This is a genomic window from Pigmentiphaga litoralis, from assembly GCF_014651835.1.
Lineage (GTDB): Bacteria > Pseudomonadota > Gammaproteobacteria > Burkholderiales > Burkholderiaceae_B > Pigmentiphaga > Pigmentiphaga litoralis.
This window is the reverse complement of record NZ_BMXQ01000003.1, coordinates 1-25,432: the sequence shown is the minus strand read 5'-3', so window position 1 is coordinate 25,432 and position 25,432 is coordinate 1. Positions and strand designations below refer to the sequence as shown.

Below are 25,432 nucleotides of genomic sequence, written 5' to 3'. Positions count from 1 at the left end.
GGGTTTCGCCAGGCGCCGATGCTAAACTCGCGCCGCCTGGCTTCGTGTGAGGAGACAACGGTCACTCGCTGAAAGGACACGCGCGCAGAACGCGAGCCTCGACGACTTTGGCATTGGACTAAGATCTAGCGACATGAAGCCTTCACCCTCGCTCGCTCCTCCCACGGCGGCGCCCGCCGAGGCGCCAGAACCCGCACGCCGCTCGAAGTGGTCCACCCTGCGCCCCTGGGTCGTGCCCGCCATCGTGCTGGTGGTGGCCGTCCTGCTGATCGACGCGCTGCAGGTGCTGCTCAGCCAGGTGCACTACCTGGACGTGATCGCCGCGGCAGCCGCCACGCCGCATCTGGATCTGGTCTTTGCGGTGCTCGCCACCGCCCTCAGCTATCTGATCCTGACCGGCTACGACTTTTCCAGTCTGGCCTATGTGGGCGCCAAGGTGCCCCGCCCGACCATCCTGCTCACCTCTTTCGTGGCCTATGCCCTCGGCAACACCGTGGGCCTGGGCGTGCTCACGGGCGGCACGGTACGCATGCGGCTGTACGCCGCGGCGGGCGTGGAAGCCAGCAAGGTGGCGCAGGCGATCGCCTTCAATGCGGGCGCCTTCGGCCTGGGCATGACCGCGTTCGGCGCGGCCGGCCTGCTGTGGGGCGCGCCGCAAGTGGCTGACCTCCTCAAGATGCCCGCCTGGGCGCTGCAGGGCCTGTCGAGCCTGGTGCTGGTGGGCATTGCCGGCTTCGTGCTGCTCTGCGCGCGCTTTACCACCCTGCCGATCGCGGGCCGCTGGAAGGTGCCGCTTCCCAATGCCGGCCTGGCGATCCGCCAACTGGTGATCTCGGCCGCCGACCTCAGCGCCGCCGCGGCCGCCCTGTGGTTCCTGCTGCCTGACAACGTCATCGACCTGCCCACTTTCGTCGCCTTCTACGCCGTGGCCATGGCCCTGGGCGTGATCAGCCATGTGCCCGGCGGCCTGGGCGTGTTCGAGGCGGTGATCCTGCTGGCCTGCGGCGGGCGCGCGCCCACGGAGCAGATCGCCGGCGCGCTGATCCTGTATCGCGGCATCTACTTCATCCTGCCGTTGATCGTCGCGGCCATCATGCTGGCCACGTTCGAATTGCGCAGCACGGCAGTCGCCAAGGTGGGCCGGGCGGCCATGAAGCTGACGCCCGGTCTGCTGGCCGGCCTGGCATGTATCGCCGGAATCATGCTGCTGGTGTCGGGCGTCACGCCCACTACCAGTGACGCCGTGGCCGAATTGCTGGAACTGAATGTGCCGCTGTTCGTGGTCGAGGCGGCGCACCTGATCGGCAGCGTGATGGGCCTCGTGCTGCTGTTCGTGTCGCGGGGCCTGCTGCACCGGCTGGATGCGGCCTGGTGGGCCGCCCTGGGCGCGGCCATGGTTGCAGGCGTGCTGGCGCTTCCCAAGGGCATTGCGGTGTCGGAACTGGCCGTGATGGGGCTGCTGGCCGTGCTGCTGATCACGTCGCGCAAGCAGTTCTACCGCCGTTCGTCCTTGTTCACGCAGACCTTCGAAAAGGGCTGGCTGATTGCCGTGGCCTGCGTGCTGGCGGCGTTGATGTGGATCCTGTTCTTTGCCTACCGCGATGTCGATTATGCCGACCGCATGTGGTGGGAATTTGCCATGGACAGCAGCGCGTCGCGATCGATGCGGGCCTTGATGGCCGTGGCCATCATCGCGCTGGTGTTCGGCTTGTGGCAGCTGTTCCGCCAGCCTGCCGGCACGTCCGCCCCGCCCAGCGCCGACGACCTGGCCAGGGCCGACGCCGTCGTGCGCGCCCAGGCGGCGGCCGATGCCTGCCTGGCGCTCATGGGCGACAAGAGCCTGCTGTTTTCGCCCTCGGGCAAGTCCTTCATCATGTACGGCAAGCAGGGCCGTTCGTGGATCGCCCTGGGCGACCCGGTCGGTGTGGCCAAGGAATGGCCGGAACTGGTCTGGCGCTTCATTGAAATGGCCCATGCGCACGGCGGGCGCGCGGCGTTCTACAAGGCCCGGCCGCAAACGCTGCCGCTGTACCTGGATGCCGGCCTGCGTGCTTTCAAGCTGGGCGAAGAAGCCTATGTGACGCTGCACGACTTCAGCCTGCAGGGATCGCGCCGCGCCAACGTGCGCCATGGCGTAAGCCGCGCGGAACGCGAGGGATCCAGCTTCGAGATCGTGCCACCGCCCGATGTCTACACCGTCCTGGATGAGATCCGCGAGATTTCCGACCTGTGGCTGGCCCAGCACAACGCACAGGAAAAAGGCTTTTCGCTGGGCGCCTTCGATGACGATTACGTCCAGCGCCAGCCGGTCGCGGTGGTGCGCGCCAAGGGGCGCATCGTTGCCTTCGCGACGCTGATGTCGCCCGAAGTGCTGCGGGTTGAAGTCAGCGTGGACCTGATGCGCCAGCGGCCCGACTCGCCCGCCGGCACCATGGATTTCCTGTTCGCCAAACTGATGCTGCACTTCCAGTCGCTGGGCTATCAGCGGTTCAGTCTGGGCATGGCGCCCATGTCAGGCATGGTGGATCACCAGCTTGCACCGCGCTGGCACCGGTTCGGCCGGCTCATGTTCCAGTACGGTGAACGTTTCTACAATTTTCGCGGCCTACGCAGCTTCAAGGACAAGTTCGATCCCGTCTGGGAAGCGCGCTATCTGGTTGCCCAGGGCGGCATCAACCCGCTGTTTGCGCTTACCGACACGGCCGCCCTGATCGGCGGCGGACTCAAGGGAGTCATCGCCAAATGAAACACCGCGTGCTTGCCGTGCTGGGCGCCGCCCTGCTGCTGGCCGGATCGGGCGCCCAGGCGGCGTCTCCGGCTATTTCTCCGGCAACCTCTCCAGAAACCATAACGCACGGCCGGTTCAACGACCTGCCGGTCTACAAGCCGGCCGGTCCGGCCAAGGGCTTTGCGCTCTTGCTGTCTGGCGCGGCCGGTTGGGATGCCGCCGCCAGGGTGCAGGCCGAAGCGCTGGCGCGCCAGGGCACCATGGTCGCCGGGATCGACACGGCCAAGCTGCTGGCCAACCTGGAAGCCGACAAGGGCAAGTGCGTCATGCCCGATGGCGACATGGAAAACCTGAGCCGCTTCATCCAGGCCTACGAACACCTGCCCACCTACTTCCCGCCTATCCTGGTGGGACAGGGCGCGGGCGCGTCGCTGGCTTATGCAATGAACGCGCAGGCCCCGGTCACGCGTTTCGGCGGCCTGCTCACCGTGGACTTCTGCCCCGTGCTGCCGATGCAAAAGCCCCTGTGCAATGGCGAAGGCGTGCATTTTGAAAAGGCCACATCGGCCGCAGGCGCCAAACTGCTGCCTGCCAAAAAGCTGGACCACCCCTGGATCGCGCTGCAGGATCCGCAGGCCGCTGCGCCGGTGGCCAACCCTGCCTGCACGCCCGGCGCTGCCCAGGCCTTCATTAAGGCCGTGCCGGGCGTCCAGTTGCAGGCCGTGACCCTCCCCGCCCGGCGCGACGATGCCGCCGCCCCCTGGGTCGGCGCGTACACCACCGCCTTCAACAAGCTGAATGCCGAGCGCCCTGCCGCGCCGCCCGTTCCCCCCGCCACCATCGCCGACCTGCCCGTGATCGAGATCCCGAGCAAGGCGCCCGGCGACACCCTGGTCATTCTTTTGAGCGGCGATGGCGGCTGGGCTGGCCTGGACCGCGACGTGGCTGCGTCCCTGCTCAAGATGAACGTGCCGACCGTCGGCCTGGATTCGCTGCGCTACTTCTGGAGCAAACGCACACCCGCCTCGGTCACCGCCGACATGGACCGCCTGATCCGCTTCTATCTGACGCGATGGAACAAGAGCAAGGTGATCCTGGTCGGCTATTCGCAAGGCGCCGACGTGCTGCCCTTCGTCATGAATCGCATGCCCGCCGCCACCCGCAAGCACATCCCGCAAACAGTCTTGATGGGCCTGGGCAAGAAAGCCGCCTTCGAATTCCAGGTGACCAACTGGATCTCCGCGCCGTCCAACGGCCTGCCGATCGCGCCCGAGACCGAGAAACTCGCGGCCGGCACCACGACGTGCATCTACGGGCTGGATGAAGCCAAGGACTCGGGCTGCCCGACGGTCGATCCGGCAAAGATCAAGGTGGTGGCATTGCCCGGTGGTCACCATTTCGACGGCGACTACGACAAACTCGCTCGCATCATCCTAAGCACGAGGTAGTCCCCCCCCGGGCGCTACGCGCCTCCCCCAGGGGCGGCACTGGCGGACTGGCGTTGGGAGCCCCCCTTTGGCGCAACGCGCCATCCCCAAGGACAGCACTGGGCGACTGGCGAAGCCAGATCGCCTGTGCCGCAATTGGGGGCGGTGATACGAAGCCGGCCCCCATCAGCGCGGGATCTGCGTTTTACGTAGACTGCCGGGTGTACGAATCACAAAGCGCACGGCATGGATTACTCGACCAAAAATATCAAGAAGTTTGTGTACAGCCACTATTTTTACGGTGGCGTGCGGCAGGCGCTGGGGGCGCTGGTGCCTGCCATGGTGTTGCTGGGCCTGTTCGATCTGCCGGTGCTGGGGCTGGCCGCCACGTTCGGTGCGATGTGCGTGTCCATCGTCGACCAGCCGGGGCCGGTGCGTCATCGCAAGAACGAGATGCTGGGGTGCGCGGTATTGGGCGCGGCCACGGCGGGCATTACCGCGCTGGCCACGCCCTATGCGTGGGGCCTGTGGTTCACGGTTATCGGGCTGTGTTTTTTCCTGTCGCTGCTCAGCGTGTTCGGCCGCAAGGGCGGGCTGATCGGCTTTGCGTGCATGCTGCTCATGACGCTGACCATGCACAGCGCATTCACCCCGGGGCAGGCCCTGCTGCACACCTTCGTCACGATCGCGGGTGGCCTCTGGTACACCGGCTTCAGCCTGGTGGTGACGCGTCTGCAGTGGTATCGCCAGGAACAACAGGCGATTGCGGCGTGCATCTTCGCGTCGGCCGAATACCTCGAGGTCAAGGCGCGCTTCTACGATCCGGACGTCAAGCTGGAAGACAATTACCAGCAGTTGATCGCACGGCAGGCCGCGGTCGCCGAGCAGCAGGAAGCCGCGCGCGACGTCGTGCTGCGCGAACTGCCACGCGCGGTCAGCGAAGGCATGGACGCGCGCCGCGGCCGCATGTTCAAGATGTTCATCGACATCGTCGACCTGCACGAAACGGTGGTGGCCGTGCACACCGACTATGAACTGCTGCGCCGCGTGTTCGCGGGGTCGGACCTGCTCGTGTTCTTCCACGATCTGCTGCACAAGCTGGCGCTGGATACCGAAGCCGTGGGCCTGGCCATCACGCAAGACCAGATCACCCACCGGCACATCAACGTCAAGGCCGAACTGCGCGCGATCGAATACGAGATCGACCAGTTGAAGAAGGCCGACTTTCCAAAGCTGGAGCCCGAGGCCTACACGGCGTTGATCTGGACCTTCCGCCGTGCCCGCAATGCGGCCAAGATCCTGGACCGCCTGCATCGCGACACCGACCCCGCCAGCGATGGAGAAGCGTCGTCGCTCAAGATGGATGCGTCGCTGCGCCGCTTCCTGTCCAAGCAGGACTTCAGCCCCGCGCGCATCACCAGCAACCTCAGGATGTCGTCGCCGATTTTTCGTCACGCGCTGCGGGTGACGCTGGCGGTGGCGATCGGCATGACGCTGTCGAGCGAGTGGCTGATCCCGCACCACATCATGCACAGTTACTGGATCGTGCTGACCATCGTCGTCATCATGAAGCCAGGCTTTTCGCTGTCGAAACAGCGCAATATCCAGCGCCTGACCGGCACCCTGATCGGCTGCGCGCTGGTGCTGGCCCTGCTCTCGTTCGTCGACAATACCTTCATCCTGTTCGCTGCCATGATGCTGGCGGCCGTCATGGGCAACAGCCTGGTGCAGCTGTATTACCTGGCCAGCGCCACCTTCAACACGACCTTCGTGCTGCTGGCCTTCCACTTCATTGCGCCCGGATCCCTGTCGGTGATCGGCGAGCGGGCGCTCGACACGGTGGTCGGCTCGGTCATCGCGCTGGGCTGCAGCTACTTCCTTCCGTATTGGGAATACCGGCTGATCAAGCCGACCGTGCAGCGGGCGATCGCGGCCAACCGCAACTATCTGACGGCCAGCCAGCAGCTGGTGGCAACGGGCGTTGCGCAGCCGGCCGATGACTTCGAGTACCGGCTTGCGCGCAAAAACGTGCACATTGCGTTCGGCAACTTTGCCAATTCCTTTTACCGGATGATGCTGGAGCCACGGTCCAAGCAGCGGTCGGTGGCCGAGCTGAACAACCTCGTGATCCAGAACCATGAGCTCGCCGCGCAGATTGGCGCGGCGGCCCCGCTATTGGCCACGCTGCCCGCCATGCCCGCGCAACTGGCGGGCGTGACGCGGCGGATCGAAGGCATTCTGGACGATGCGGTCAAGGGAACGCCCGACACGCGGGAAGACACCGAAGTGCTGCGGGAACTGGCCCGCGATCTGGACCTTGCGGTGGCGGATGCCGAATCGGCGGGCGCAGTGGACGGCGATACCGTCACTACCCTGCGCCAGCTGGTGTTCCAGCTGAAACAGATGGCCAAGACCAGCCTGTCGATTCGCCGCAGCGCGGCCTTCGCCCGTCTGCCGGCCTGACCTGACATTACCCGTGCGTTGGCCCGAGCAGTCCGTGCTTGTGCGTCGAATCGTGCCGAGGTGGCGGATCCACCGCCTCGGACAGGGTCTGCAAGATGCCACAGTCTTTCGCGGCCTTGGCCTGCAGGCATTGTTCCCGCAGGCTTTTCAATTGCTTTTGCAGGGCGCGCAGTTCGGTGATGCGGGTCGCCACGTGGCCGATGTGCTCGTCCAGCAGGGCATTGATCTCGCCACAGCTGGCATTCGGCGCGTCGCGAAACTCCAGCAATCGGCGGATCTCGCCCAACGTCATGTCCAGCGATCGGCAGTGCCGGATCATCTGCAGACGTTCCACGTGGCTTTCACCGTAAATCCGATAGTTACCCGCCGTGCGCGCGGGAGGCGGCAACAGCGCCTCACGCTCGTAGTAGCGAATGGTCTCCACCGGTGTGTTGGTACGTGCGGCCAGTTCGCCGATTTTCATATCGCACCTCGAACCGATTCTTCGGGGAGCTGGTTGCTCCCGACTCGTTGTTACAGAAGCATAGCGCACTCTGGGCAGAAAACTTGACTCTGTACTTGCTATAGGGTTTCCAATAGGAGTTCATGATTGGAGGACCCATGTCCGACTCGAAGGGCTGCTGCGGCAGTACCCCCGCATCCGCAGATGACGTCACGGCGCGTTCCGTGTCCGGGAAACCGTCCGCCTCGCCCGCAGAAGCAGGCTGCTGCGCGCACGATGACCACGGCCACGAGCACTCTCGTGACCACGCACATGCGCACGCTCACGCGCATGCCCAAGACGCCTGCTGCGCCGCCGATACCGCCACCCTGGCTGCCTCCGCCGCCGCTCAGCCCGCGCCCGATGGCACGCCGTTTTCGCTCTTCCGCATCGACCAGATGGACTGCCCGACCGAAGAACGGCTGCTGCGCAAGGCGCTCGAACCCCTGCCCGGCGTGCGTCAGCTCGCGTTCAACCTGATCGAACGCACGTTGCGCGTCCATCACGACCTGCCCAACCCCGAGCCGCTGATGGCGACCATCCGCGGGCTGGACATGAAACCGGTGCTGCTGAACGCGCCCGGTCAGGAAGGCGCCGCGCCCACGCCGCCCGCCCCTGCCGTGTCCCGCGCCATGGCCTGGCGCATGGGCATCGCCGGCGTGCTGGCGATCGGTTCCGAAGTCGTGGCCTACAGCACCGGCAACGAAACGTCGTGGCCAACGGCCGTGCTCGCCCTGGCCGCGATTGTGATCGGTGGCCTGCCCACCCTGCGCAAAGGCTGGATTGCGCTCAAGAACCTGACGCTGAACATTAATCTGCTCATGACCGTCGCCGTGATAGGCGCCGTCCTGATCGGTCAATGGCCGGAAGCGGCTGTCGTGATCTGGCTGTTCGGCATTGCCGAAATGATCGAGGCCTTGAGCCTGGAACGCGCGCGCAATGCGATCCGCAGCCTGACCGCGCTGGCGCCCGATCGCGCCCTGGTGCGGCAGCCCGACGGCGCGTGGCAGGAACAGTCGGTCGACACCCTGACCATCGGCCAGATCGTGCGCGTGCGGCCCGGCGAACGGGTAGTGCTGGATGGGGTCGTGGTGCGCGGCGTGTCGAGCATCGACCAGGCGCCCATCACCGGCGAAAGCATGCCGGTCGACAAGCAGCCCGGCGACCGCGTCTTTGCCGGCACCATCAATCAGGACGGCGTACTGGAAATCGAAGTGGCGACCCGCAAGGGCGACACCATGCTGGACCGGATTGCCCGTTCGGTGCAGGACGCGCAGGCGCAGCGCGCGCCCACGCAGCGCTTCATCGACCGCTTTGCGCGTGTCTACACGCCCATCGTGTTCCTTGCGGCCATCGCGGTCGCGGTGGTGGCGCCGCTGGCCTTCGGTGCGCCCTGGCAGCCGTGGATCTATCGCGCCCTGGTGCTGCTGGTGATCGCGTGCCCCTGCGCGCTGGTCATCTCCACGCCCGTCACGATCGTCAGTGGCCTGACGGCTGCGGCGCGGCGCGGCATCCTGGTCAAGGGTGGCCTGTACCTGGAGCAGGGCCGCCGCCTGACGGCGCTCGCGCTGGACAAGACCGGCACGCTGACCGAAGGCAAGCCGACGTTGACCGACATCGTCGTGCTCGATGCCGTGGCGGAATCACCCGCCCTGTCCCGCGACGCCGCGCACCGCCTTGCCGCCAGCATCGACGTCCTGTCGCCCCACCCCGTCGCGGTCGCGATTGCGCGCGGGATTGCCGCCACTGACCTGGCCGACGTGGCCGACTTCCAGTCCCTGCCCGGCCGCGGCGTGCAGGGCGCCATCGACGGCGTCATGTACTACGTCGGCAATCCCCGCCTGATGCGGGACATCGGCGCCGACACGCCCGCCATGGCCAGCGCCATGGACACGCTGGAGCGCCAAGGCAAGACAGCCGTGGTGCTGGCAAGGAAAGGCCAGGCGCTGGCCCTGCTGGCCGTGGCCGACACCGTGCGCGACACTAGCCGGCAGGCCATTGCCGAACTCAACGCCCTGGGCGTGCGCACTGTGATGCTGTCAGGGGACAACGCCGCCACGGTGGCCGCCGTCGGCACGTCGCTGGGCATTGTCGATGCGCGCGGCAACCTGCTGCCCGAAGACAAGCTGCGTATCGTGACCGAGCTGGCCGGCCAAGGCCGGATCGGCATGGTGGGCGATGGCGTGAACGACGCGCCCGCACTGGCCCGCGCCGATATCGGATTCGCCATGGGCGCGGCAGGCACCGACACGGCGATCGAAACCGCCGACGTGGCGCTGATGCAGGACGACCTGCGCAAGATCCCGGAATTCATCCGCCTGTCGCGGCGGACGGCGTCGGTGCTGATGCAGAACATCGCGTTCGCGCTGCTGCTCAAGATCGTGTTTTTCGGCCTGACGTTTACTGGCCATGCCACGCTGTGGATGGCCGTGTTTGCCGATGCGGGCGGCAGCCTGCTGGTTGTGTTCAACGGGCTGCGGCTGCTGCGTGCTCCGCGCGAGGGTCAGCTCAAATCCAGGCCAGTGGGCAAGCCGGTCGCCGCCTGAAGAGGGGGCACTGCATGACGCGGCGCCGGCGCACGACGCAGATCAGTCCGCGGCAACGTCGCGGCGGAACACCAGGCGGTCGGCGGTCGACGCAGCCTTCGCATACGTGTACCCCGCCTTGTCGAAGCCCAGCAGATCCTTGGGGGCGGCCGCCTGGTGCTCGATGGCGTAGCGCACCATCAGGCCCCGCGCCCGTTTGGCATAGAAGCTGATGACCTTGTAGCCATCACCCTTCTTGTCTTCGAACACGCACTGCACGACGCGGGTATCCAGCACGTTGCGGTCCACCGACTTGAAGTATTCCTCGGACGCCAGGTTGATGATGACGCGCTCGTCCTTGCCCTTGAGCCGCTTGTTCAGATAGGCGGCAATGTCGCCACCCCAGAACTGGTACAGGTTCTTGCCGCTCTGGGTTTCCAGCCTGGTGCCCATCTCCAGCCGATAGGGCTGCATCAGATCCAGCGGCCGCAAGGCGCCGTACAGGCCGCTCAGGATCACCAGATGCTGCTGCGCCCAGTCCAGCTGTTTGGCCGACAGGTGCGGCGCGTCCAGGCCTTCATACACGTCGCCGTTGAACGCCAGCACCGCCTGCTTCGCATTTTCGGTCGTAAACTCGGGAGTCCAGTCGTGGTATCGCTCCGAGTTCAGGGTGGACAGCGTCTCGCTCAGATCCATCAGCTTGGCGATCTCGCGCGGCGACTTGCGTCGCAGCACCTCGATCAATGACGCGGCCTGATCCAGGAACAGGGGTTGCGTGTGCTTGGCGACGTGGGCCGGCGATTCGAAGTCGAGTTTCTTGGCGGGCGAAAGCAAAAACAGCATGGTGGGTACCGACAAATGAAGCGAGGCGATACTGTAGACCAAATGTGCCCCTGTGGCGTCCGCCTGCCCTACGTGGCGTGCTGCGGCCGCTGGCACGCCGGACCGGACCGGCTCAAGGCGCCCGATGCGCCGTCATTGATGCGCTCGCGGTACAGCGCCTTCGTGCTGGACGACCTCGATTACCTGCTGGATACCTGGCACCCCAGCACGCGGCCCATCACGCTCGATCCCAATCCACCCGGCATGCAATGGCTGGGCCTCGAATTGCGCGGCCACGCCGATACCGGTGATGACCACGCCACGGTCGAATTCGTGGCGCGCAGCAAGTTCGCGGGCCGCGCGCAGCGCATGCATGAAGTCAGCCGCTTCACCCGTGAAGCCGGCATCTGGCAATACGTTGATGGCGACTTCCCCAAGGAAGCCAAACGGGCGCTGCGATGATGGCGACCTCCCGACGCACGCCCTCGACTGACGCCGACCCCACGCCCGGCACGCCTGAGTACTTCGAAGCGCACTACAACACTCGCTTGCGGGTGCCGGAATTCCACGCCATCCAGGCCCATTGGGCCGAAGCCAGCGTCGAGGCGCGTCACCGCCAGCCGCGCATGCGCACGCTGGCCTATGGCGACCAGCCCGGCGAGACCCTGGACTTCTTTCCCGCCGAATCGGCCGACGCGCCGCTGTTCGTGTTCATGCACGGCGGCTATTGGCGTGCGCTGAACAAGTCGGATTTTTCATGGGTCGCGCCCGAACTCGTCAGGCAAGGCGTGTCGGTCGCCGTAGTCGACTATGCGCTGGCGCCCGCCCATCCGATCGAAGGCATCGTGCGCCAGATGCTGGCCGCGCATGCCTGGATGTACCGCCATGCCGACAGCCTGCGCATCGATCGCGAGCGCATCGTCACCAGCGGGCATTCCGCCGGAGGCCATCTGACCGCCATGATGATCGCTGCGCGCTGGCCGCAATGGGGCAATGACCTGCCCCAGACGCTGATCCACGGCGGCCTTGCCATCAGCGGCCTGTTCGACCTCGACCCGCTGTCGAAGGCGCCGTTCCTGGCCGCGCTGGGGCTGACCCCGCAACGCGTGGACATGCTGTCGCCAGCCTTCATGTCGCCAGGCTCGGACGCGCGCCTGATCACCGCGGTGGGTGGCGACGAAAGCGGCGAGTTCAAGCGCCAGACCGCATTGATCGCCGAGCGCTGGCCCGACAACGTCGTGCGCGACGTGGCCCTGCCCGGCCTCAATCACATGACCGTCTGCGACGGCTTTGCCGAGCCGGATTCGGCCCTGATGCAAGCCGCATTGGAGCTGCTGCAGGACTGACGCGACGGCCGCATTGCGAGCGCACGCAAGGGCCGTCGCCGATGCGATTTGCAGCGCCCGCGCCACCGGTGCGGAGGCGTGACGAACAGGTCCTCGGCGTCCCACCAAGCCGCCCCAACAAGTTGACAAAGTTAACTATCTAGTTATCATTGTCAACTATCAGCGCACCTTCAGGAACACCATGGCCGACCTTCTCGTCAGCACGCAGGACCAGACCCGACTCCTTACGCTGGATCGGCATGCCAAGCGCAATGCGCTGACGAACGGCCTGATCCGCGCGCTGCTCGACGAATTGGCGGTAGCCGACCGCGACGATGCCATCCGCTGCGTCGTCATCACCGGCAATGGCTCGGCGTTTTGTGCAGGCGCGGACCTTGAAGAATCCCGCAACGCGCCGGATCCTGAAGCCGTACTGGCCGAACGCAACGCCCTGCTGGTCGACCTGCTGCTGGCGCCGCAACGCATGACCACACCCGTCATTGCCGCCGTCAACGGCGGCGCGATCGGCGGCGGCGCAGGCCTGGCGCTGAGTTGCGACCTGGTCGTTGCATCCCCGGCCGCGCGCTTCGGCTATCCCGAGGTCAAGCACGGCATCACGGCCGCCCTGCTTATTCCCAACCTGATTCGCCAGGTCGGTCCCAAGATCGCGTTCGAATTGATAGGCACCGGCGAGCCGATCGGCGCGGACCGCGCACTCGCCTTGAACCTCATCAATCAACTGGTGCCCGCAGACGAATTGCTGCCTGCGGCCTTGGCGTTGGCCGCCCGGCTTGCGGCCTTTCCGGCTGCCGCCATGCAAACTTCCAAACGCGTGTTCCATGCCGCGTTCGACATGACTCAGGGCGACGCTGTCATGGCCAATCGCGATGTCAACACTGCCCTGCGCCAGCAGGCCCCGGGCCACTGAACGCCCTATCCCATCAAGACACGACGCCGGACGCCGCCTTCCACTGGACGCCACGATGACCCTGACCACCCGCATCACACGCCTGCTCGATATCGAACACCCCATCATTCAGGGCGGCATGAGCTGGGCGTCGTCCAATGCGGCGCTGGCCTTGGCGGTGTCGCAGGCCGGCGGGCTGGGCGTGATCGCGGCCGGGCCGATGTACCCCGACGCCTTGCGTGCCGCCATCCGTGAAGTGCGAGAAGGCACGGCGCGCCCGTTCGCCGTCAACGTTCCGCTCTACAACAAACGCGCCGCCGAATTCCTGGACATCGTGCTTGAAGAACGTGTGCCCATCATCATTGCGTCCCAGGGCGGTCCCAAGGCGCACATTGCGCGGTTCAAGGCTGCCGGCGTCACATGGATCCAGGTTACTGCCAATCCCCTGCATGCCAAAAAGGCGGAAGACGCGGGCGTCGACGCCGTGATTGCCGTGGGCTATGAAGCCGGCGGACATCCGGGACCCGAAGAAGTCGGCACGGTGGTCCTGGTGCGCTCGACGGTCAAGGCGGTGTCGATCCCGGTGATCGGCGGCGGGGGCATCGCGGATGGCGCGGGCATTGCATCGATGCTGGCCCTGGGCGCCGGCGCGGCGCTGCTCGGCACCCGCTTTCTGCTCACACCGGAATCCGGCCTGCACCAGGCCTACAAGGACGCGGTGCTGCAGGCGCGCGTCAATGACACGGCCGTCGTGGGTAAAGGCCGATCACCCATTCGCATGGTCAAGAATGCATTTTCCGCGGCCTATGCCGCGGCGGAAACGTCCGGTGCCGGCGACGAGGCCCTGGATGCCTTGTTCGCCGGCAGCTCGCTCAAGCTGGCGGCGCTGGAAGGCAATGTCGAACAGGGCAAGATCGAAGCGGGCCAGAGTGCAGGCTTGATCGACACCCTGGAGCCCGCCGGCCAGTTGGTCGCACGCCTGATGCGCGAGACCGAAGCCGCGATTGCGGAACTGCGCGACGCCATCAACTAAGGAACCACGCGGGACCCTGCGGCCGAGGCGATGACAGGAACCCGCGCCACCTCACCCCCGCCGCTCAGCCACAGCCCATCACTCACCCAACGTCACCCCCGACCCGATCCCGTCCGGCACCGCCAACGCGCCGTTCTCGGTCGTCAGACCGCTGAAGGGATCATCCAGCAGATGCTCGAATTCAGACAGCTCTGCGCCGGCGTGGATCGTCCCGGCCACCGACGCCACCGCCACCCCTTGCGCGGCCAGCAGACGCGGCCCGAAGATCGCACCGAACCTATATCCGACGCCCGCCGCTTCGCAGATCCGTATCGCGATCAGCGTATTGCGGATGCCGCCCAGGTAATGCAGCTTCAGGTTGTACGAATCCGCGGCGCCCTGTCCGATCAGGGTCACCAGTCCACGCAGCGTCTTGATCGACTCGTCCGCCTCGATCGGCAACAGCCCGCTTGCATGCACCCGTATCAGCCCATCCACATCGTCTGCCGGCACGGGCTGTTCCATCATCGCAATGCCATAGGGTTGCAGCGCGCGACACACGTCAATCGCGCCGTCGGCATCGTAGGCCTGGTTGGCGTCGACGGTCAGGGTGATCGCAGCACCGACCCGCGTACGCACGGTAGACACCCGCGCCACATCCAGATCGGCCTCGCCACTCAGCTTGATCTTCAGGCACCGGTAGCCCTCGTGCACCAGCCGCGCACAATGGTCCGCCATGGCGTCCGGCGACTTGAGCGGGATGAGCCGCGACGCCTCGATCCGGTCGCGCACCTTGCCGCCCAGCAACGTATGCAGCGGAATGCGCAAGGTCCGCGCGACCAGGTCATACAGGGCGTTCACGAAACCCGACAAGGCGCAGGCCTCGTCTTCGGCTACAGGAACGAGCAGGGCATGCAGGGCCTCAAGTTCGAAGGCATTCTTGCCCTGCACCACGCCGGCCAGCGCGTGCAACACCGGTTCGATCCGCGCGACATCCGGCGCGTAGATCGGTGTGCCCAGTACGTGCCCGTATCCCGCGTCACCCGCGCGCGATGTCAGTGCCACGATCCAGCCATCCACGTGCGTGATGGTGCCGCGCGCAAAACGCCAGGTCGGATCATCCTGCCGCTGACGGCACGGCGTGATCTCGACCCGATCGATCAGGCAGCTGCCGACCGATGCCCCGGCTTTCGATTCGGCGTCGCCCATCGTCACTCCAGCTTCAGGTTGGCGCTCTTGATGAGGTCGACGGTGCGCTTGGCATCTTCCTTCACGAAGCGCGTGGTCTCTTCAGGCGACATGGCGGTGACTTCGGCGCCCTGCGCGTCCATCAGCTTGCGAAACTCGGCGTGCTGATACACGGTCGAGATCGCTTTGTTGATTTTGTCAACGATCGGCGCGGGGGTGCCCTTGGGCGCGGCCACGGTGTACCACGAAGACGACTCGGCGCCGCCCAGGCCCACTTCGGCAAAGGTAGGCACGTCCGGCAGCAAGGGCGACCGCTTGGTCGACGCATACGCCAGCGCGCGCAGCTTGCCCGCCTTCACGTACGGCAGTTCGCCCGACAGATTCATGACCGCGGCTTGCAGACGGCCCGCCACCAGGTCGGTCAGGGCCGGCGCGGCGCCCCCATAGGGAATGTGTACGAGGTCGATCTTCGCGGTCAGCTTGAGCAGTTCCCCGCCCAGGTGCGGCGACGTGCCCGCGCCGGACGATCCATAGTTGAGCTTGCCCGGACTGGCCTTGGCCAGCGCGATCAGCTCCTTCACGTTGGTGGCCTTCACGTCGGGGTGCACGACCAGCAGATTCGGCTGCGTCGGCGCCAGCGCCACGAAGGCAAAGTCCTGGATGCCGTCATACGGCACCTTCTGGATCAGCGGCGTCACGATATGCGCGGCCGCCGTGCCCAGCAGCAAGGTGTAGCCATCGGGCTCGGCCCGCGCCACGAAGCCCGCACCGATCGATGCCCCTGCGCCCGGCTTGTTCTCGACGACCACGCTTTGCCCAAGCTCCGTGGCCAGGTCCTTGGCCAGCGCGCGGGCGATCAGGTCGGCCGGCCCGCCAGCCGCATAGGGATTGACCAGCACGATGGGCTTGGTCGGAAAGGCCTGCGCCGAAACGCCGTTGGCCGCCAGGCTGGCGATCAGTCCGGCAACAACGCTCAGTACCCGTAATGTCGTGTGATGCATGTCTCTCTCCTTGGTGGGTGCCCGTCGCGTCGGATCGCCTTGTTGGCAGGCGTGTCCGGGCGCGGTGTCGTATCGGGTTGGTTCAGATCGCGTTCTTGTCCCGCAGGGCCTGGACGGCCTCGCGGCTCATGCCCAGCTGTTGCATCAGAATCTGTTCAGTGTGCTCGCCCAGCAGAGGCGGCCGCGCCAGGCTGGGGTTGTCGTAGCCGGTAAACTTGAAGGGCACCGGCACGGCATTGAAGGTGCCGATGGTCGGGTGCGCAAAGCTGGCGACCATCTCGCGCGCCAGCACGTGTTCATTGGTCAGCACTTCGTCCACGCTCAGGATCGGGCCAGCCGGCACCTTGGCCTCGTCGCACATCCGGCAAAATGTATCGCGGTCGAGCTTGCCGATCGCTTCCTGCAAGCCGGCCATCACTTCCAGGCGGCGGTCAACCCGAGCGCGGTTCTTGCCCAGCTCCGGGTCGACGGCCCACTCGGTCAGGCCCAGCAGGTCGCACAACGGCTTCCAATGCTGATCGCTGCCGGTCACCTGCACCCACTTGTCATCGCGGCAGCGGAAGGCTGCAGAAGGCACGCGCCCTGGATGTTCAGTCCCCATCCTGGCCGGCACTTCGCCCAAGGCAAAGAAGCGTGCGGCTGCCAGCGACAGCAGACCGACCTGCCCATCCATCATCGAGAAGTCGACATGGCAGCCTTGCCCATGCGTGCCGCGCCCGACCAGCGACGACAGGATGCCGATCGCCACCCACAGGCCGGATGTCAGGTCCGCCACCGGCAGCCCCGGTTTGACCGGCCCGCCGCCCTTCTCGCCTGTCAGGCTCATGATGCCGCCCATGGCCTGGAAGACGGTGTCGTAGCCCTTGCGCGGCGCATAGGGCCCTGTCATCCCGAAGCCCGTGCAGGACACGTAGATCAGCGATTCGTTGAAGGCGCGCAAGCGGTCGTAATCCAGGCCGTAGCGTTTGAGCGTGCCGACCGGAAAGTTCTCCAGCACCACATCCGCCGTGGACGCCAGTTGCCGGATCACGTCCTGACCTTCGGGGGATCGCAAGTTCACCGTCACCGACTGCTTGCTGCGATTGAAGGCCATGTAATAGGCCGACACGCTGCCGCCCTCGCCTTCCACCTTGGGTTCGAAACTGCGCGTCTCGTCACCGTCACCCGGCTGTTCCACCTTGATGACCGTGGCGCCCAGCTCGGCCAGGATCATCGATGCGAACGGGCAGGCCAGCACCCGCGACAGGTCCAGGATGGTCACGCCATCGAGCGGCCGCATTACGGTGCCGCCTTGGCGCGAAACCCGCGCATCAGGATATTGGTATCGCGGCCTGCATCCAGTCCTTCGGCCAGCGTCAGGTCGGCCACGCGATGGAACAGTCGTTTGGTCGTGGCCATGGCAATCGGGCTCCAGCTGGCCACACGGGTCGCGATCTCCACCGCCGCGTCCAGCACCTTGTCATCCGGCTCGACACGATTGGCGATCCCCAGGGCCAGGGCCCGCGCGCCATCGATGGGCTCGGCCATCGCCAGCAATTCGAACGCCTGTTTGCGTCCCATCTGGCGGACCAGATTCGACATCACCACTGCGGCAACAATGCCGTGCTTCAGCTCCGGGTAGCCGAAGCGCACGGTTTCGGACATCACTGCCATGTCGCACGCAATCGCCAGCCCGGCCCCGCCACCCAGTGCATTGCCCCGCACCGCGGCAATCACAGGCTTGGCCATCCTCGAGAAGGCCAGGTGCAGATGCGTGGTCAGCTGTGCGCGCTCGCCGACGGCATGCGGCGCCTCGGGCACCAGGGCGCTGAACTCGGTCGTATCGGCCCCGGCGCAGAAGGACTTGCCGGCGCCGGTCAGCACCACGGCATGCACGTCGGCCGCGGTGTCGGCATCACGCAGCGCGTCGAACAGGGACTGCGTCAGCGCGGTGTTGAGGGCGTTGTGTTTCTCGGGACGATTCATCGTCAGGATACGGACAGCGCCGCGATCTTCTACCAGCAGTTCATTCATATCGGTCCTCACGACGCGGGGTCGATGACGTGATCCCCACAGGGTCGGCAACTAGTTGATTTTATATACCATTTAATTGATTTTATCAACTATCTGCCCCGGCCGGGGCCTTGGCCGCGCCAGCTGCGCCGCGTGCCCGCCGCGGCAGTCGTTGACGTTTTCAAGCGATAAAAAAGCCCCGCCGCGGTCACCCGGGCAGGGCTTTTTTGGTTGCGCTACGTCAGCGCACTGCACACTGCAGGAGGGTCAGCGTTTGACGGCAGCCTTGCTGCGGTCGCGCACCGGCTTGTTCTTCAGTTCGTCGAGCAGGCCCAGCGTGTGATCGGTCAGCTTGTCGATCGCACGTTCCAGCACGTCGCGCTCTTCGGGGCTCAGGATCTCAAGAATCCGTTCATTGCGATCCACCGCTTTGGGGAACACCTTGCGGTACAGCGCGCGTCCCTGGGTCGTCAGATCGAGACGCACGCCCCGGCCATCGGACTCATCGGCGCCGCGCTTGATATAGCCCCGGTCGATCAGTTCGCCAACGCTGCGGCTGGCCTGGCTCTTGTCGATATTGGCTTCGTGCGCCAGGGCATTGAGCGACATTGGAGCAAAGGCGCCGAGCAGGCCAATGATGCGCCAGTCCCGGGAACCGAGATCGTACTGGCTTTCATTGGCGCGGGCCGCCATGCGGCTCGACACGTGGGCCAGACGGTTCAGGCGGTAGGAGAACAGCTCCTTCAGATTCGCGGGAACAGGACGGGTCATTCTTCTATCTCTTTAAGGGAACCCCTGCAATTTACCTTAGAGTGCCTTCGCGCGTCGCAGTTTGAAGCTGCTCATTGCCGTTGCAACCAGCTTTTGCGTTGTATCCCTTACTTCGCATTGACAGAATGCGATCGATCCACCGGCATGCGTGACCTGCGCGGTCGCCGTCAGGCTGCCATGCCCGGGTGAGACAAAATGGATATTCAGGTCGACCGTGCCCCGCGTCTCAAGGCCGACCTCCACCGATCGCGTCGCCAGCGCCATGGCCGAGTCGACCAGCGTCGCGATCGCTCCGCCGTGAATGGTGTTGCGCCGATTGGCCAGCTCAGGCTTGAGCGGCAGATGCAGCACCGATCGGCCGCCATCCGCTTCCAGCACTTCGATGCCCAGCCAGGCCGAGAAGCGGGCAATGGGCGAGCCGGCCAGGGGACCCGATGCAACGGTCTTCGGCACATACCCTTCAGACAAGGATGCGAGCGAGGCGGCGTCTTGCTTACCGTCAGCGCCGCTCTGCACGTCGTCGTTCATGCAGCGGCCTTCGCGCCCGACCGCAACAGCGGATGCAGTCCGCTCATGGCAACGCGGCTGTGCAGGCTGCGGCCCAGCGCGGCTTCACACTGCGCGGAGGCTTCCAGCATCCCTTCCAGGTCGATACCGGTTGACACGCCCATCGATTCGAACAGGCTGACCAGATCTTCCGTTGACACATTGCCGGTGTGCCCGCCGCCGTATTTCACCTTGGCCGGATGCCCGCCCACGCCGCCAAAGGCGCAATCGAAATAGCGGCAGCCCGCATCCAGCGCGGCCACATAATTCACCAGTGCCGTGCCGCGCGTGTCATGGAAATGCGCAACGGTATGCACCTCGGGGACCTCGGCATGCAGCTGGCTGAACAAGGCTTTGACTGTCTTGGGCGTGGCCATGCCTGTCGTGTCGCCAATGGCGACGTGCAGGACACCCAGCGCGGCGAATCGCCGTACATCCTCGATCACGCTGGCGGGATCGACATCGCCTTCAAACGGACACCCCATGGCAACCGATACCGTACCGATCAGCCGGAACTGGCCCTTCGCCGCCTGCACCATGTCCGTCACGTTGTGCCACTGGTCATCCCGGCTGCGCCGCAGATTCTTCATGGAATGGCTTTCGCTGGCCGATACGAGCAGGCTGATCTCATTCGCGCCAAAGCCCGCGGTCAGATCGTCCACCGCACGTTCGACAGCACGCACGTTCGCGCAGGTCGCCTTGTAGAAGACGCCTTCGCGGCGCGGCAAGGACTTGAGCAGTTCGCTCGCGTCCGCGAACTGCGGCACCACCTTGGGATTCGAATAAGACGTCGCCTCGACCCGTTTGAAGCCGATCTCGGCGAACTGCCTGACCAGGGCGACCTTGGTTTCCGTCGGAATGAAGTCGACTTCGTGCTGGAGCCCGTCGCGGGCGAAGCACTCGCATAATGTGACGTCGGTCATCCTTGCACCGCCTTGGGCGCCTGCCCCGACCCGAGTCCGAACAACACGATCGCATGATCGCGCAACTTGTTCTTCTGCACCTTCGAACTGCCCGTCATGCCGATGTTCTCGAAGGTATCGACCACCTCCAGGTAGCGCGGCACCTTGAAGTTCGCGCAGCGTCCCTTGCACCAATCGATCAGCTCCTGCGAACTGGCCGTCTTGCCTGCCTTGAGCAAAACGAAGGCGGCCGTGACCTCTCCCAGTCGCGCATCGGGCACGCCGATCACCTGGGCCTGCTGGACGGCCGGATGGGCATGCAGCGTCTCTTCCACTTCGGCCGGCGCAACGTTCTCGCCACCCACCCGATACATATCCTTCAAGCGGCCCACCATACGGATCCGGCCGTCTTCCGACATCTCGCCCAGGTCACCGGTCTTGAGCCAGCCATCGGGCGTGAAGGCCTTGGCAGTCGCCTCGGGCATCTTGTAATAGCCACGCATCACGTGCCATCCCTTTACCTGGATCTCGCCCCGCTCGCCGCGCGGGGGTTCGACACCCGTCTCGGCATCGGCGATACGCACCTGGGTACCCTCATGCGGCAAGCCCCAGCCCGCCGCCCGCAACTCGAAGGCATCGTTGCGATCCGACAGCACCACGTTCGGCGATGCCTCGGATTGCCCATAAGCGTTGCAGACGTTCGGCACGCCCATCACATCCTGGATCTGCTGCATGACCTCGGGTCCGGCCGCGGCCCAACCGCCGCGCAGATGCAGCTTGTTCGGGTCGAAATCGGGGTGGCCCATCATCATCAGGAAAATCGTGTCGTTGCCGGATGTCAGCGTACAGCGTTCCTCGTCCAGAATGCGCAGCGTTTCGGCGACATCGAACTTCGGCAGGGTCAACAGGCAGCAGCCATAGACCAGGCTCACCAGCACCGACAGCGTGGTGCCGGACACATGGAAGAACGGCCGGATGCTGAAATAACGATCATCGGCGCGCACCCCGATGCGCTGCCCCGCCGCCCAGGCGTTGGTCACCATATTGGCGTGCGTCAGCATCACGCCCTTGGGGAACGAGGTCGTGCCCGACGTGAACTGCATCAGCAGGATGTCGTCGGGCGTGACCTGCGCAGCCAATGCGTCCACGTCCACCTGCGTGGCATCGCCGGCAGCCAGGAAGTCCGCATACCGCTGCGCCGCGGCCGGGGCCTTGCCATCCCCTGCCATCACGGCATGGGTCAACTCGGGCAATACGTCACCCGGCAGTTGGCTGGCGAACGCCGGCTCCACTGCCTCGAGCAGCTCGACAAAGTCGATCCCCAGAAAGCTGTCGACAAACATCAGCAGTTTGACGTCCGCCTGCTTGAGGCAGAAAGCCAGCTCGTCCGTCTTGAACCGCGTGTTGACCGGCACGGTCACGGCGCCGATCGCAGCGCATGCAAAAAAAATCTGCAGCCACGTCGCGCCGTTGCCCATCATGATGCCGACATGGTCGCCCTTGCGGATCCCCCGCGCATGCAGGGCGGCGGCGATACGCCGCGTGCCGGCCAGCGTCTGCGACCAGGTCAGGCGCTCGCCCTGGCAGACGAAGGCTTCATTGGCGCCGTAGGTTTTTTCGGTATCGAGCAGTGCCTGGTACAGCGTGACGGGTGTGCCAATCATGACTGGGCTCCGGTGCTGTTGCCGAATGACGAAATCGCCTTCTTCCAGTCGGTATGGCGCAAGTTTTCTTCAATGGCCAGCATCTCCACCGCCATGGCGCCTTCGCGTGTCGTCTCCACACCCTGATCGACGCAGCGTTTGGTTAATCGTACGGTCAGGGGTGCTGCCGCCGCAATCTGCGCCGCCATCTCGGCCGCGCGTGCAGGCAGTTCGTCCACGCTGTACACGTGATTCACCAGACCCAGGGTCAACGCTTCCTGCGCGTCAACAACACGCCCCGTGAACAACAGTTCCTTGGCCATGCGCACACCCACGATACGCGGCAAGCGCTGCGTTGCGCCGATGGTGCCCCAACCTACTTCCGGATATTTGAAGCGCGCTTCGGTCGACGCCAGAACGAAATCGCTGGCGCCGGCGATCTCACATCCCGACCCAAAGGCCGCGCCATGGACCACGGCAATCACCGGCTGCGGCAACCGCTCGATCGCCGCGTACGCCGTAAAGCCCCGCACCCGGCGCGCCGTGATTTCTTCGGTCGACATGTCCTTGCGTTCTTTCAGATCAGCTCCGGCGCAGAACACCGGACCCGCCCCGCGGATCAGGACGACATGCGCATCCGGATCGGCAGCCAGCAGCTCCGCCGCCTGCACCAGTTCCACGCACATGCGGGAATTCAGTGCGTTGCGGCTCTCGGGCCGGTTCAGCGTCAACGTCGCGACATGGTTGCTGACATCGAGCGTGATCGTGGTGAATTCGTATGCCATGTGGCACTGCCTCCGGGTGCTTGCTTATAGTTGATTTTATACACTACTTCGTTGACGATAACAACTATATGGGCAGCCCGCCGCAGGGGCCGCGGCAGGCAACGGTGCAGTGACGCACGCTGGAGCGCCACTGCCCTAAGCGTCGAGCAATGCCTCGAAACTGGCCGCCACCGGGCTCTTCGGCCGGTCGCGCAGGGTGAGCCGATACAGGGGTCGCAGCAACGGCTTTCCGGGTGTGACCGAAAGGATGGCAAGCCGCTTGAGCGCGACCAGATCCTCGATCGCCACGCGCGGCAAGATGGCCGCCCCCATCCCTGCGGCCACCATGCGGGCGATGGCCTCGTTGCTGCCGACTTCCAGGCGTTCCTGCGGCACGATCTCCAGCGCCGCCAGCTGGGCGGCGCTCGCCTCTCCGGTGCCGGATCCTTCTTCCCGCACGATCCACCGCGCAGCACGCAACCGATCGATGCCCGCTGAAAAATCCATGGGCACCACGATCACCATCTCGTCATCCCGCCAGTGCGCCACGTCGATCCGGGGGTCATCCACGTGCCCTTCCACCAGCGCCAGGTCGACCCGGCAGTCCAGCAATTGCTCGACCACCTCATGCGTGTTGCCGACCACGACCCGGGGAGACGCCAACGGATAGGACTCCGCGAACCGCCCCAGTGTCGGCGGCAACCAGTAGCTTGCAATCGTGGTGCTGGCGCCCAGCGTCAGGGTCCCCCGTCGCAGCTTGATGCGCAGATCAATGTCCTCGACCGCCGCACGCTCCAGCGCAAAGATGCCCCGCGCGTGATCGAACAGCGCCGCGCCACTTTCTGTCAGTCGCACCCCTTTGCTGCCCCGGGGGCCACCCGCGCCACGCTCGATCAGCGGCAGTTCCAGCAAATGCTCGAGCTCCCTGACCGCCTTCGACACCGCCGGCTGGCTGATGAACAGGTCTTCAGACGCGCGGGAAAAGCTCTGGCGCAGCGCCACGCGATGGAAGATGCGGAGCAGGTGCAGATTCAGTTGCATGGCGGGCAGACCGGCAAGGGGCAAGAACCGACCAGTTTATAACCGCAGCTCATACAAAGTTAATTTAAATGAACTGTACTCATGGCCTGACGACCCCTAGTATCCGACATAACGTCATAACGTTTATGTCTAAGGAAGTCGATCATGTCCGCAGCGCCCGACGGTCTTGCCCTTCGCCCGCCCCTGTTCAAGGGCCGCGTGCCAGGCATCCTGCTCGCAGGAGCGGTGGGCGCCGCCGCGTTGGGCCTGTCCATGCTTCCGGCGGTGGCCGGGCTGGGGCTGAGCGCACTGACGCTGGCCATTGTCATCGGCATTGTTCTGGGCAACACGGTCTACGCGAAGGTGGCGGTCCACGCCAACCCGGGCGTCGACTTCGCCAAGTCCACGCTGCTGCGCGCGGGGATCATTCTTTACGGCTTCCAGATCAGCTTCCAGCAGATCGCCCAGGTAGGCTTGGCCGGCGTTCTGATCGCCGCATTGATCGTCGGGCTCACGTTCACCCTTGCCGTGCAACTGGGCACCCGGGTCTTCAAACTGGACCGCGAAACATCGATGCTGATCGGCGCCGGCAGCGCCATCTGCGGCGCCGCCGCGGTCATGGCGTGCGAACCCGTCGTCAAAGGCCAGGCGCACAAGGTGTCGGTTGCCATTGCGACGGTCGTCGTGTTCGGCACGCTGTCCATGTTCCTCTACCCCTTCCTGTACCCACTGCTGGGCATGAACCAGGAAGCCTTCGGCATCTTTGCCGGCTCGACCATTCACGAAGTCGCGCAGGTCGTTGCCGCAGGCAATGCCATCGGTCAGGAAGCGGCCAATACGGCCGTGATCGAAAAGATGATCCGCGTCATGATGCTCGCCCCTTTCCTCTTGCTGCTGTCGGGCTTCAAGCGCAACGATCCTCAGTGCGCTGAATCGGGCGCCGGTGGGGCAACCGGGTCGGCGGGCGCCAGCGCCCAGCGCAGCAAGCTATGCATCCCCTGGTTTGCCGTATGGTTCATCGTGGCAAGCGGCGTCAACTCGCTCCAGATCATTCCCCGGGAAGTCGTCAGCGTACTGCTCAAGCTGGACCTCCTGCTGCTCGCTACCGCCATGGCCGCCCTTGGCATGCGCACCCACATCGGCGCCATCCGCCAGGCCGGCGCCAAGCCCCTGATCCTTGCCGCGACCTTGTTCGGCTTTTTGCTGGTTGGCGGCCTCATCATCAACTTGGGCGTGATGCACCTGACGGGTGTCGCGATCCGGTGACCGGAGGCCACAGTCTGCCGTCTCAACCTATCTCGGGACTGCGTCCCAGCGCTTCCGCATAGCGACCGTTCAGGTAATGCAGCACCTGCGCCGCCCGGCTCAACGGCCAATGACATAAGGTGTCCCACGAGTCCGCTGCGGCCATGCCGAAGTCGCGCTTGAACGCTGACAGCGTCGCCGCATAGGCATCCTCGCCCAGCCATCCCTCACGCTGTGCCACCACGCGATTGAACGCAGCTTCGATCGCTGCCAACACGTCCGGCGCATCCCCAATGCGGGGTACGGCAGCCACACGCAACTGCGCATGCCGCGCAATGGTCGCGGCCGCATCGATGGCGCAAGGATTGAAAAGGCGGGTGGGAGGCGAGGTGTGGATCTGAGTGCTCATGGACAGCTCCTGGTGTGCAGCGAAGGCGCCGGGTCGGGCGGCTTCCAAGGCACAACAACGGGTGATCGGATGAGACGCAGAATATCAACGCGCTGCCAATGCACGCTGACCAGCGGTGTCAGCGTTCTATCAGCAACGGGGGTAGCAGCGAAGCCATGCACCGAGGGCGCGGAGCAGCGCACAGGAGAATGTGCAGTGGAGTCAGCGCGACCCCAAAAGCAAAACCCCCCGCAGCGTTCGCTACGAGGGGTTCTGGGTATA

The 25,432-nt window shown here is 65.2% G+C and carries 22 protein-coding genes; 9 read left to right on the top strand and 13 right to left on the bottom strand.

Annotated features, from left to right (window positions below):
* Positions 1-133 precede the first annotated feature (133 nt).
* From mprF to IE116_RS23110, 3 genes are all read left to right on the top strand, one after another.
* On the top strand, positions 134-2,746 hold the full coding sequence (gene mprF, locus IE116_RS23120) for a bifunctional lysylphosphatidylglycerol flippase/synthetase MprF (RefSeq protein ID WP_189615952.1): 2,613 nt from the start codon (positions 134-136) through the stop codon (positions 2,744-2,746).
* Positions 2,743-4,176, top strand: coding sequence for a virulence factor family protein (locus IE116_RS23115; protein WP_189615950.1), 1,434 nt, complete (start codon positions 2,743-2,745; stop codon positions 4,174-4,176). Before mprF ends, IE116_RS23115 begins: the two co-directional genes overlap by 4 nt.
* A 225-nt stretch (positions 4,177-4,401) precedes the next feature.
* Positions 4,402-6,618, top strand: a complete 2,217-nt coding sequence (locus IE116_RS23110) for an FUSC family protein (RefSeq protein ID WP_189615949.1) — start codon at positions 4,402-4,404, stop codon at positions 6,616-6,618.
* A 7-nt stretch (positions 6,619-6,625) separates the two neighbouring features.
* Here the strand turns inward: IE116_RS23110 and cadR are convergent, their stop codons facing one another.
* Complete coding sequence (cadR, locus tag IE116_RS23105) at positions 6,626-7,081, bottom strand: Cd(II)/Pb(II)-responsive transcriptional regulator (protein ID WP_189615947.1); 456 nt, start codon at positions 7,079-7,081, stop codon at positions 6,626-6,628.
* Positions 7,082-7,218: 137 nt separating this feature from the next.
* Here cadR and IE116_RS23100 point away from each other — a divergent pair, with 137 nt between their 5' ends.
* Positions 7,219-9,645, top strand: a complete 2,427-nt coding sequence (locus IE116_RS23100; RefSeq protein ID WP_229828842.1) for a heavy metal translocating P-type ATPase — start codon at positions 7,219-7,221, stop codon at positions 9,643-9,645.
* Between the two features lie 42 nt (positions 9,646-9,687).
* Here the strand turns inward: IE116_RS23100 and yaaA are convergent, their stop codons facing one another.
* Positions 9,688-10,467, bottom strand: a complete 780-nt coding sequence (gene yaaA / locus IE116_RS23095) for a peroxide stress protein YaaA (RefSeq protein WP_189615945.1) — start codon at positions 10,465-10,467, stop codon at positions 9,688-9,690.
* A 15-nt stretch (positions 10,468-10,482) separates the two neighbouring features.
* On the opposite strand from yaaA, the gene IE116_RS23090 reads away from it, so the two are divergent.
* The 4 genes from IE116_RS23090 (at position 10,483) to IE116_RS23075 (ending at position 13,711) form a co-directional block, all read left to right on the top strand.
* Complete coding sequence (locus tag IE116_RS23090) at positions 10,483-10,908, top strand: YchJ family protein (protein WP_189615944.1); 426 nt, start codon at positions 10,483-10,485, stop codon at positions 10,906-10,908.
* The gene (locus tag IE116_RS23085; RefSeq protein WP_229828839.1) at positions 10,905-11,792 is read left to right on the top strand and encodes an alpha/beta hydrolase; all 888 of its coding nucleotides are present in this window, start codon (positions 10,905-10,907) and stop codon (positions 11,790-11,792) included. The genes IE116_RS23090 and IE116_RS23085 overlap by 4 nt, the downstream gene beginning before the upstream one ends.
* A 181-nt stretch (positions 11,793-11,973) precedes the next feature.
* Positions 11,974-12,699 (top strand): enoyl-CoA hydratase/isomerase family protein, encoded by a 726-nt coding sequence (locus IE116_RS23080; RefSeq protein WP_189615943.1) that lies wholly within the window; start codon positions 11,974-11,976, stop codon positions 12,697-12,699.
* Positions 12,700-12,754: 55 nt separating this feature from the next.
* Positions 12,755-13,711 carry an NAD(P)H-dependent flavin oxidoreductase gene (locus IE116_RS23075; protein WP_189615940.1) on the top strand — a complete coding sequence of 319 codons (957 nt, stop codon included), beginning with the start codon at positions 12,755-12,757 and terminating at the stop codon, positions 13,709-13,711.
* Between the two features lie 78 nt (positions 13,712-13,789).
* Here IE116_RS23075 and IE116_RS23070 read toward each other — a convergent pair whose 3' ends face one another.
* The 10 genes from IE116_RS23070 to IE116_RS23025 all read right to left on the bottom strand — a co-directional run bounded on the left by IE116_RS23070 (position 13,790) and on the right by IE116_RS23025 (position 23,538).
* Positions 13,790-14,899 (bottom strand): mandelate racemase/muconate lactonizing enzyme family protein, encoded by a 1,110-nt coding sequence (locus IE116_RS23070; RefSeq protein ID WP_189615938.1) that lies wholly within the window; start codon positions 14,897-14,899, stop codon positions 13,790-13,792.
* Between the two features lie 2 nt (positions 14,900-14,901).
* Entirely contained in the window at positions 14,902-15,879 is a 978-nt protein-coding gene (locus tag IE116_RS23065) for a Bug family tripartite tricarboxylate transporter substrate binding protein (RefSeq protein ID WP_189615936.1), read from the bottom strand.
* 82 nt (positions 15,880-15,961) lie between these two features.
* On the bottom strand, positions 15,962-17,158 hold the full coding sequence (locus tag IE116_RS23060; protein WP_189615935.1) for a CaiB/BaiF CoA transferase family protein: 1,197 nt from the start codon (positions 17,156-17,158) through the stop codon (positions 15,962-15,964).
* Entirely contained in the window at positions 17,158-17,892 is a 735-nt protein-coding gene (locus IE116_RS23055; RefSeq protein WP_189615933.1) for an enoyl-CoA hydratase/isomerase family protein, read from the bottom strand. The genes IE116_RS23060 and IE116_RS23055 overlap by 1 nt, the downstream gene beginning before the upstream one ends.
* A gap of 246 nt (positions 17,893-18,138) precedes the next feature.
* Complete coding sequence (locus IE116_RS23050) at positions 18,139-18,642, bottom strand: MarR family winged helix-turn-helix transcriptional regulator (protein ID WP_189615931.1); 504 nt, start codon at positions 18,640-18,642, stop codon at positions 18,139-18,141.
* Between the two features lie 36 nt (positions 18,643-18,678).
* Entirely contained in the window at positions 18,679-19,170 is a 492-nt protein-coding gene (locus tag IE116_RS23045) for a PaaI family thioesterase (RefSeq protein ID WP_189615929.1), read from the bottom strand.
* Positions 19,167-20,111, bottom strand: coding sequence for a hydroxymethylglutaryl-CoA lyase (locus tag IE116_RS23040; protein WP_189615920.1), 945 nt, complete (start codon positions 20,109-20,111; stop codon positions 19,167-19,169). Before IE116_RS23040 ends, IE116_RS23045 begins: the two co-directional genes overlap by 4 nt.
* Positions 20,108-21,754 (bottom strand): AMP-binding protein, encoded by a 1,647-nt coding sequence (locus IE116_RS23035; protein ID WP_189615918.1) that lies wholly within the window; start codon positions 21,752-21,754, stop codon positions 20,108-20,110. Before IE116_RS23035 ends, IE116_RS23040 begins: the two co-directional genes overlap by 4 nt.
* Complete coding sequence (locus IE116_RS23030) at positions 21,751-22,518, bottom strand: enoyl-CoA hydratase/isomerase family protein (protein WP_189615917.1); 768 nt, start codon at positions 22,516-22,518, stop codon at positions 21,751-21,753. The genes IE116_RS23035 and IE116_RS23030 overlap by 4 nt, the downstream gene beginning before the upstream one ends.
* 135 nt (positions 22,519-22,653) lie before the next feature.
* Entirely contained in the window at positions 22,654-23,538 is an 885-nt protein-coding gene (locus IE116_RS23025; RefSeq protein ID WP_229828836.1) for a LysR substrate-binding domain-containing protein, read from the bottom strand.
* Positions 23,539-23,682: 144 nt separating this feature from the next.
* Here IE116_RS23025 and IE116_RS23020 point away from each other — a divergent pair, with 144 nt between their 5' ends.
* On the top strand, positions 23,683-24,783 hold the full coding sequence (locus IE116_RS23020) for a YeiH family protein (RefSeq protein WP_189615915.1): 1,101 nt from the start codon (positions 23,683-23,685) through the stop codon (positions 24,781-24,783).
* Positions 24,784-24,805: 22 nt separating this feature from the next.
* On the opposite strand, the gene IE116_RS23015 is transcribed toward IE116_RS23020, so the two are convergent.
* Positions 24,806-25,171, bottom strand: a complete 366-nt coding sequence (locus tag IE116_RS23015) for a hypothetical protein (protein ID WP_189615914.1) — start codon at positions 25,169-25,171, stop codon at positions 24,806-24,808.
* Positions 25,172-25,432 lie beyond the last annotated feature (261 nt).

Bases quoted from the DNA above. Each gene is read 5' to 3' on its own strand.
- mprF (WP_189615952.1), top strand. From the start codon at position 134: ATGAAGCCTTCACCCTCGCTCGCTCCTCCCACGGCGGCGCCCGCCGAG.
- IE116_RS23115 (WP_189615950.1), top strand. From the start codon at position 2,743: ATGAAACACCGCGTGCTTGCCGTGCTGGGCGCCGCCCTGCTGCTGGCC.
- IE116_RS23110 (WP_189615949.1), top strand. From the start codon at position 4,402: ATGGATTACTCGACCAAAAATATCAAGAAGTTTGTGTACAGCCACTAT.
- cadR (WP_189615947.1), bottom strand. From the start codon at position 7,081: ATGAAAATCGGCGAACTGGCCGCACGTACCAACACACCGGTGGAGACC.
- IE116_RS23100 (WP_229828842.1), top strand. From the start codon at position 7,219: ATGTCCGACTCGAAGGGCTGCTGCGGCAGTACCCCCGCATCCGCAGAT.
- yaaA (WP_189615945.1), bottom strand. From the start codon at position 10,467: ATGCTGTTTTTGCTTTCGCCCGCCAAGAAACTCGACTTCGAATCGCCG.
- IE116_RS23090 (WP_189615944.1), top strand. From the start codon at position 10,483: ATGAAGCGAGGCGATACTGTAGACCAAATGTGCCCCTGTGGCGTCCGC.
- IE116_RS23085 (WP_229828839.1), top strand. From the start codon at position 10,905: ATGATGGCGACCTCCCGACGCACGCCCTCGACTGACGCCGACCCCACG.
- IE116_RS23080 (WP_189615943.1), top strand. From the start codon at position 11,974: ATGGCCGACCTTCTCGTCAGCACGCAGGACCAGACCCGACTCCTTACG.
- IE116_RS23075 (WP_189615940.1), top strand. From the start codon at position 12,755: ATGACCCTGACCACCCGCATCACACGCCTGCTCGATATCGAACACCCC.
- IE116_RS23070 (WP_189615938.1), bottom strand. From the start codon at position 14,899: ATGGGCGACGCCGAATCGAAAGCCGGGGCATCGGTCGGCAGCTGCCTG.
- IE116_RS23065 (WP_189615936.1), bottom strand. From the start codon at position 15,879: ATGCATCACACGACATTACGGGTACTGAGCGTTGTTGCCGGACTGATC.
- IE116_RS23060 (WP_189615935.1), bottom strand. From the start codon at position 17,158: ATGCGGCCGCTCGATGGCGTGACCATCCTGGACCTGTCGCGGGTGCTG.
- IE116_RS23055 (WP_189615933.1), bottom strand. From the start codon at position 17,892: ATGAATGAACTGCTGGTAGAAGATCGCGGCGCTGTCCGTATCCTGACG.
- IE116_RS23050 (WP_189615931.1), bottom strand. From the start codon at position 18,642: ATGACCCGTCCTGTTCCCGCGAATCTGAAGGAGCTGTTCTCCTACCGC.
- IE116_RS23045 (WP_189615929.1), bottom strand. From the start codon at position 19,170: ATGAACGACGACGTGCAGAGCGGCGCTGACGGTAAGCAAGACGCCGCC.
- IE116_RS23040 (WP_189615920.1), bottom strand. From the start codon at position 20,111: ATGACCGACGTCACATTATGCGAGTGCTTCGCCCGCGACGGGCTCCAG.
- IE116_RS23035 (WP_189615918.1), bottom strand. From the start codon at position 21,754: ATGATTGGCACACCCGTCACGCTGTACCAGGCACTGCTCGATACCGAA.
- IE116_RS23030 (WP_189615917.1), bottom strand. From the start codon at position 22,518: ATGGCATACGAATTCACCACGATCACGCTCGATGTCAGCAACCATGTC.
- IE116_RS23025 (WP_229828836.1), bottom strand. From the start codon at position 23,538: ATGCAACTGAATCTGCACCTGCTCCGCATCTTCCATCGCGTGGCGCTG.
- IE116_RS23020 (WP_189615915.1), top strand. From the start codon at position 23,683: ATGTCCGCAGCGCCCGACGGTCTTGCCCTTCGCCCGCCCCTGTTCAAG.
- IE116_RS23015 (WP_189615914.1), bottom strand. From the start codon at position 25,171: ATGAGCACTCAGATCCACACCTCGCCTCCCACCCGCCTTTTCAATCCT.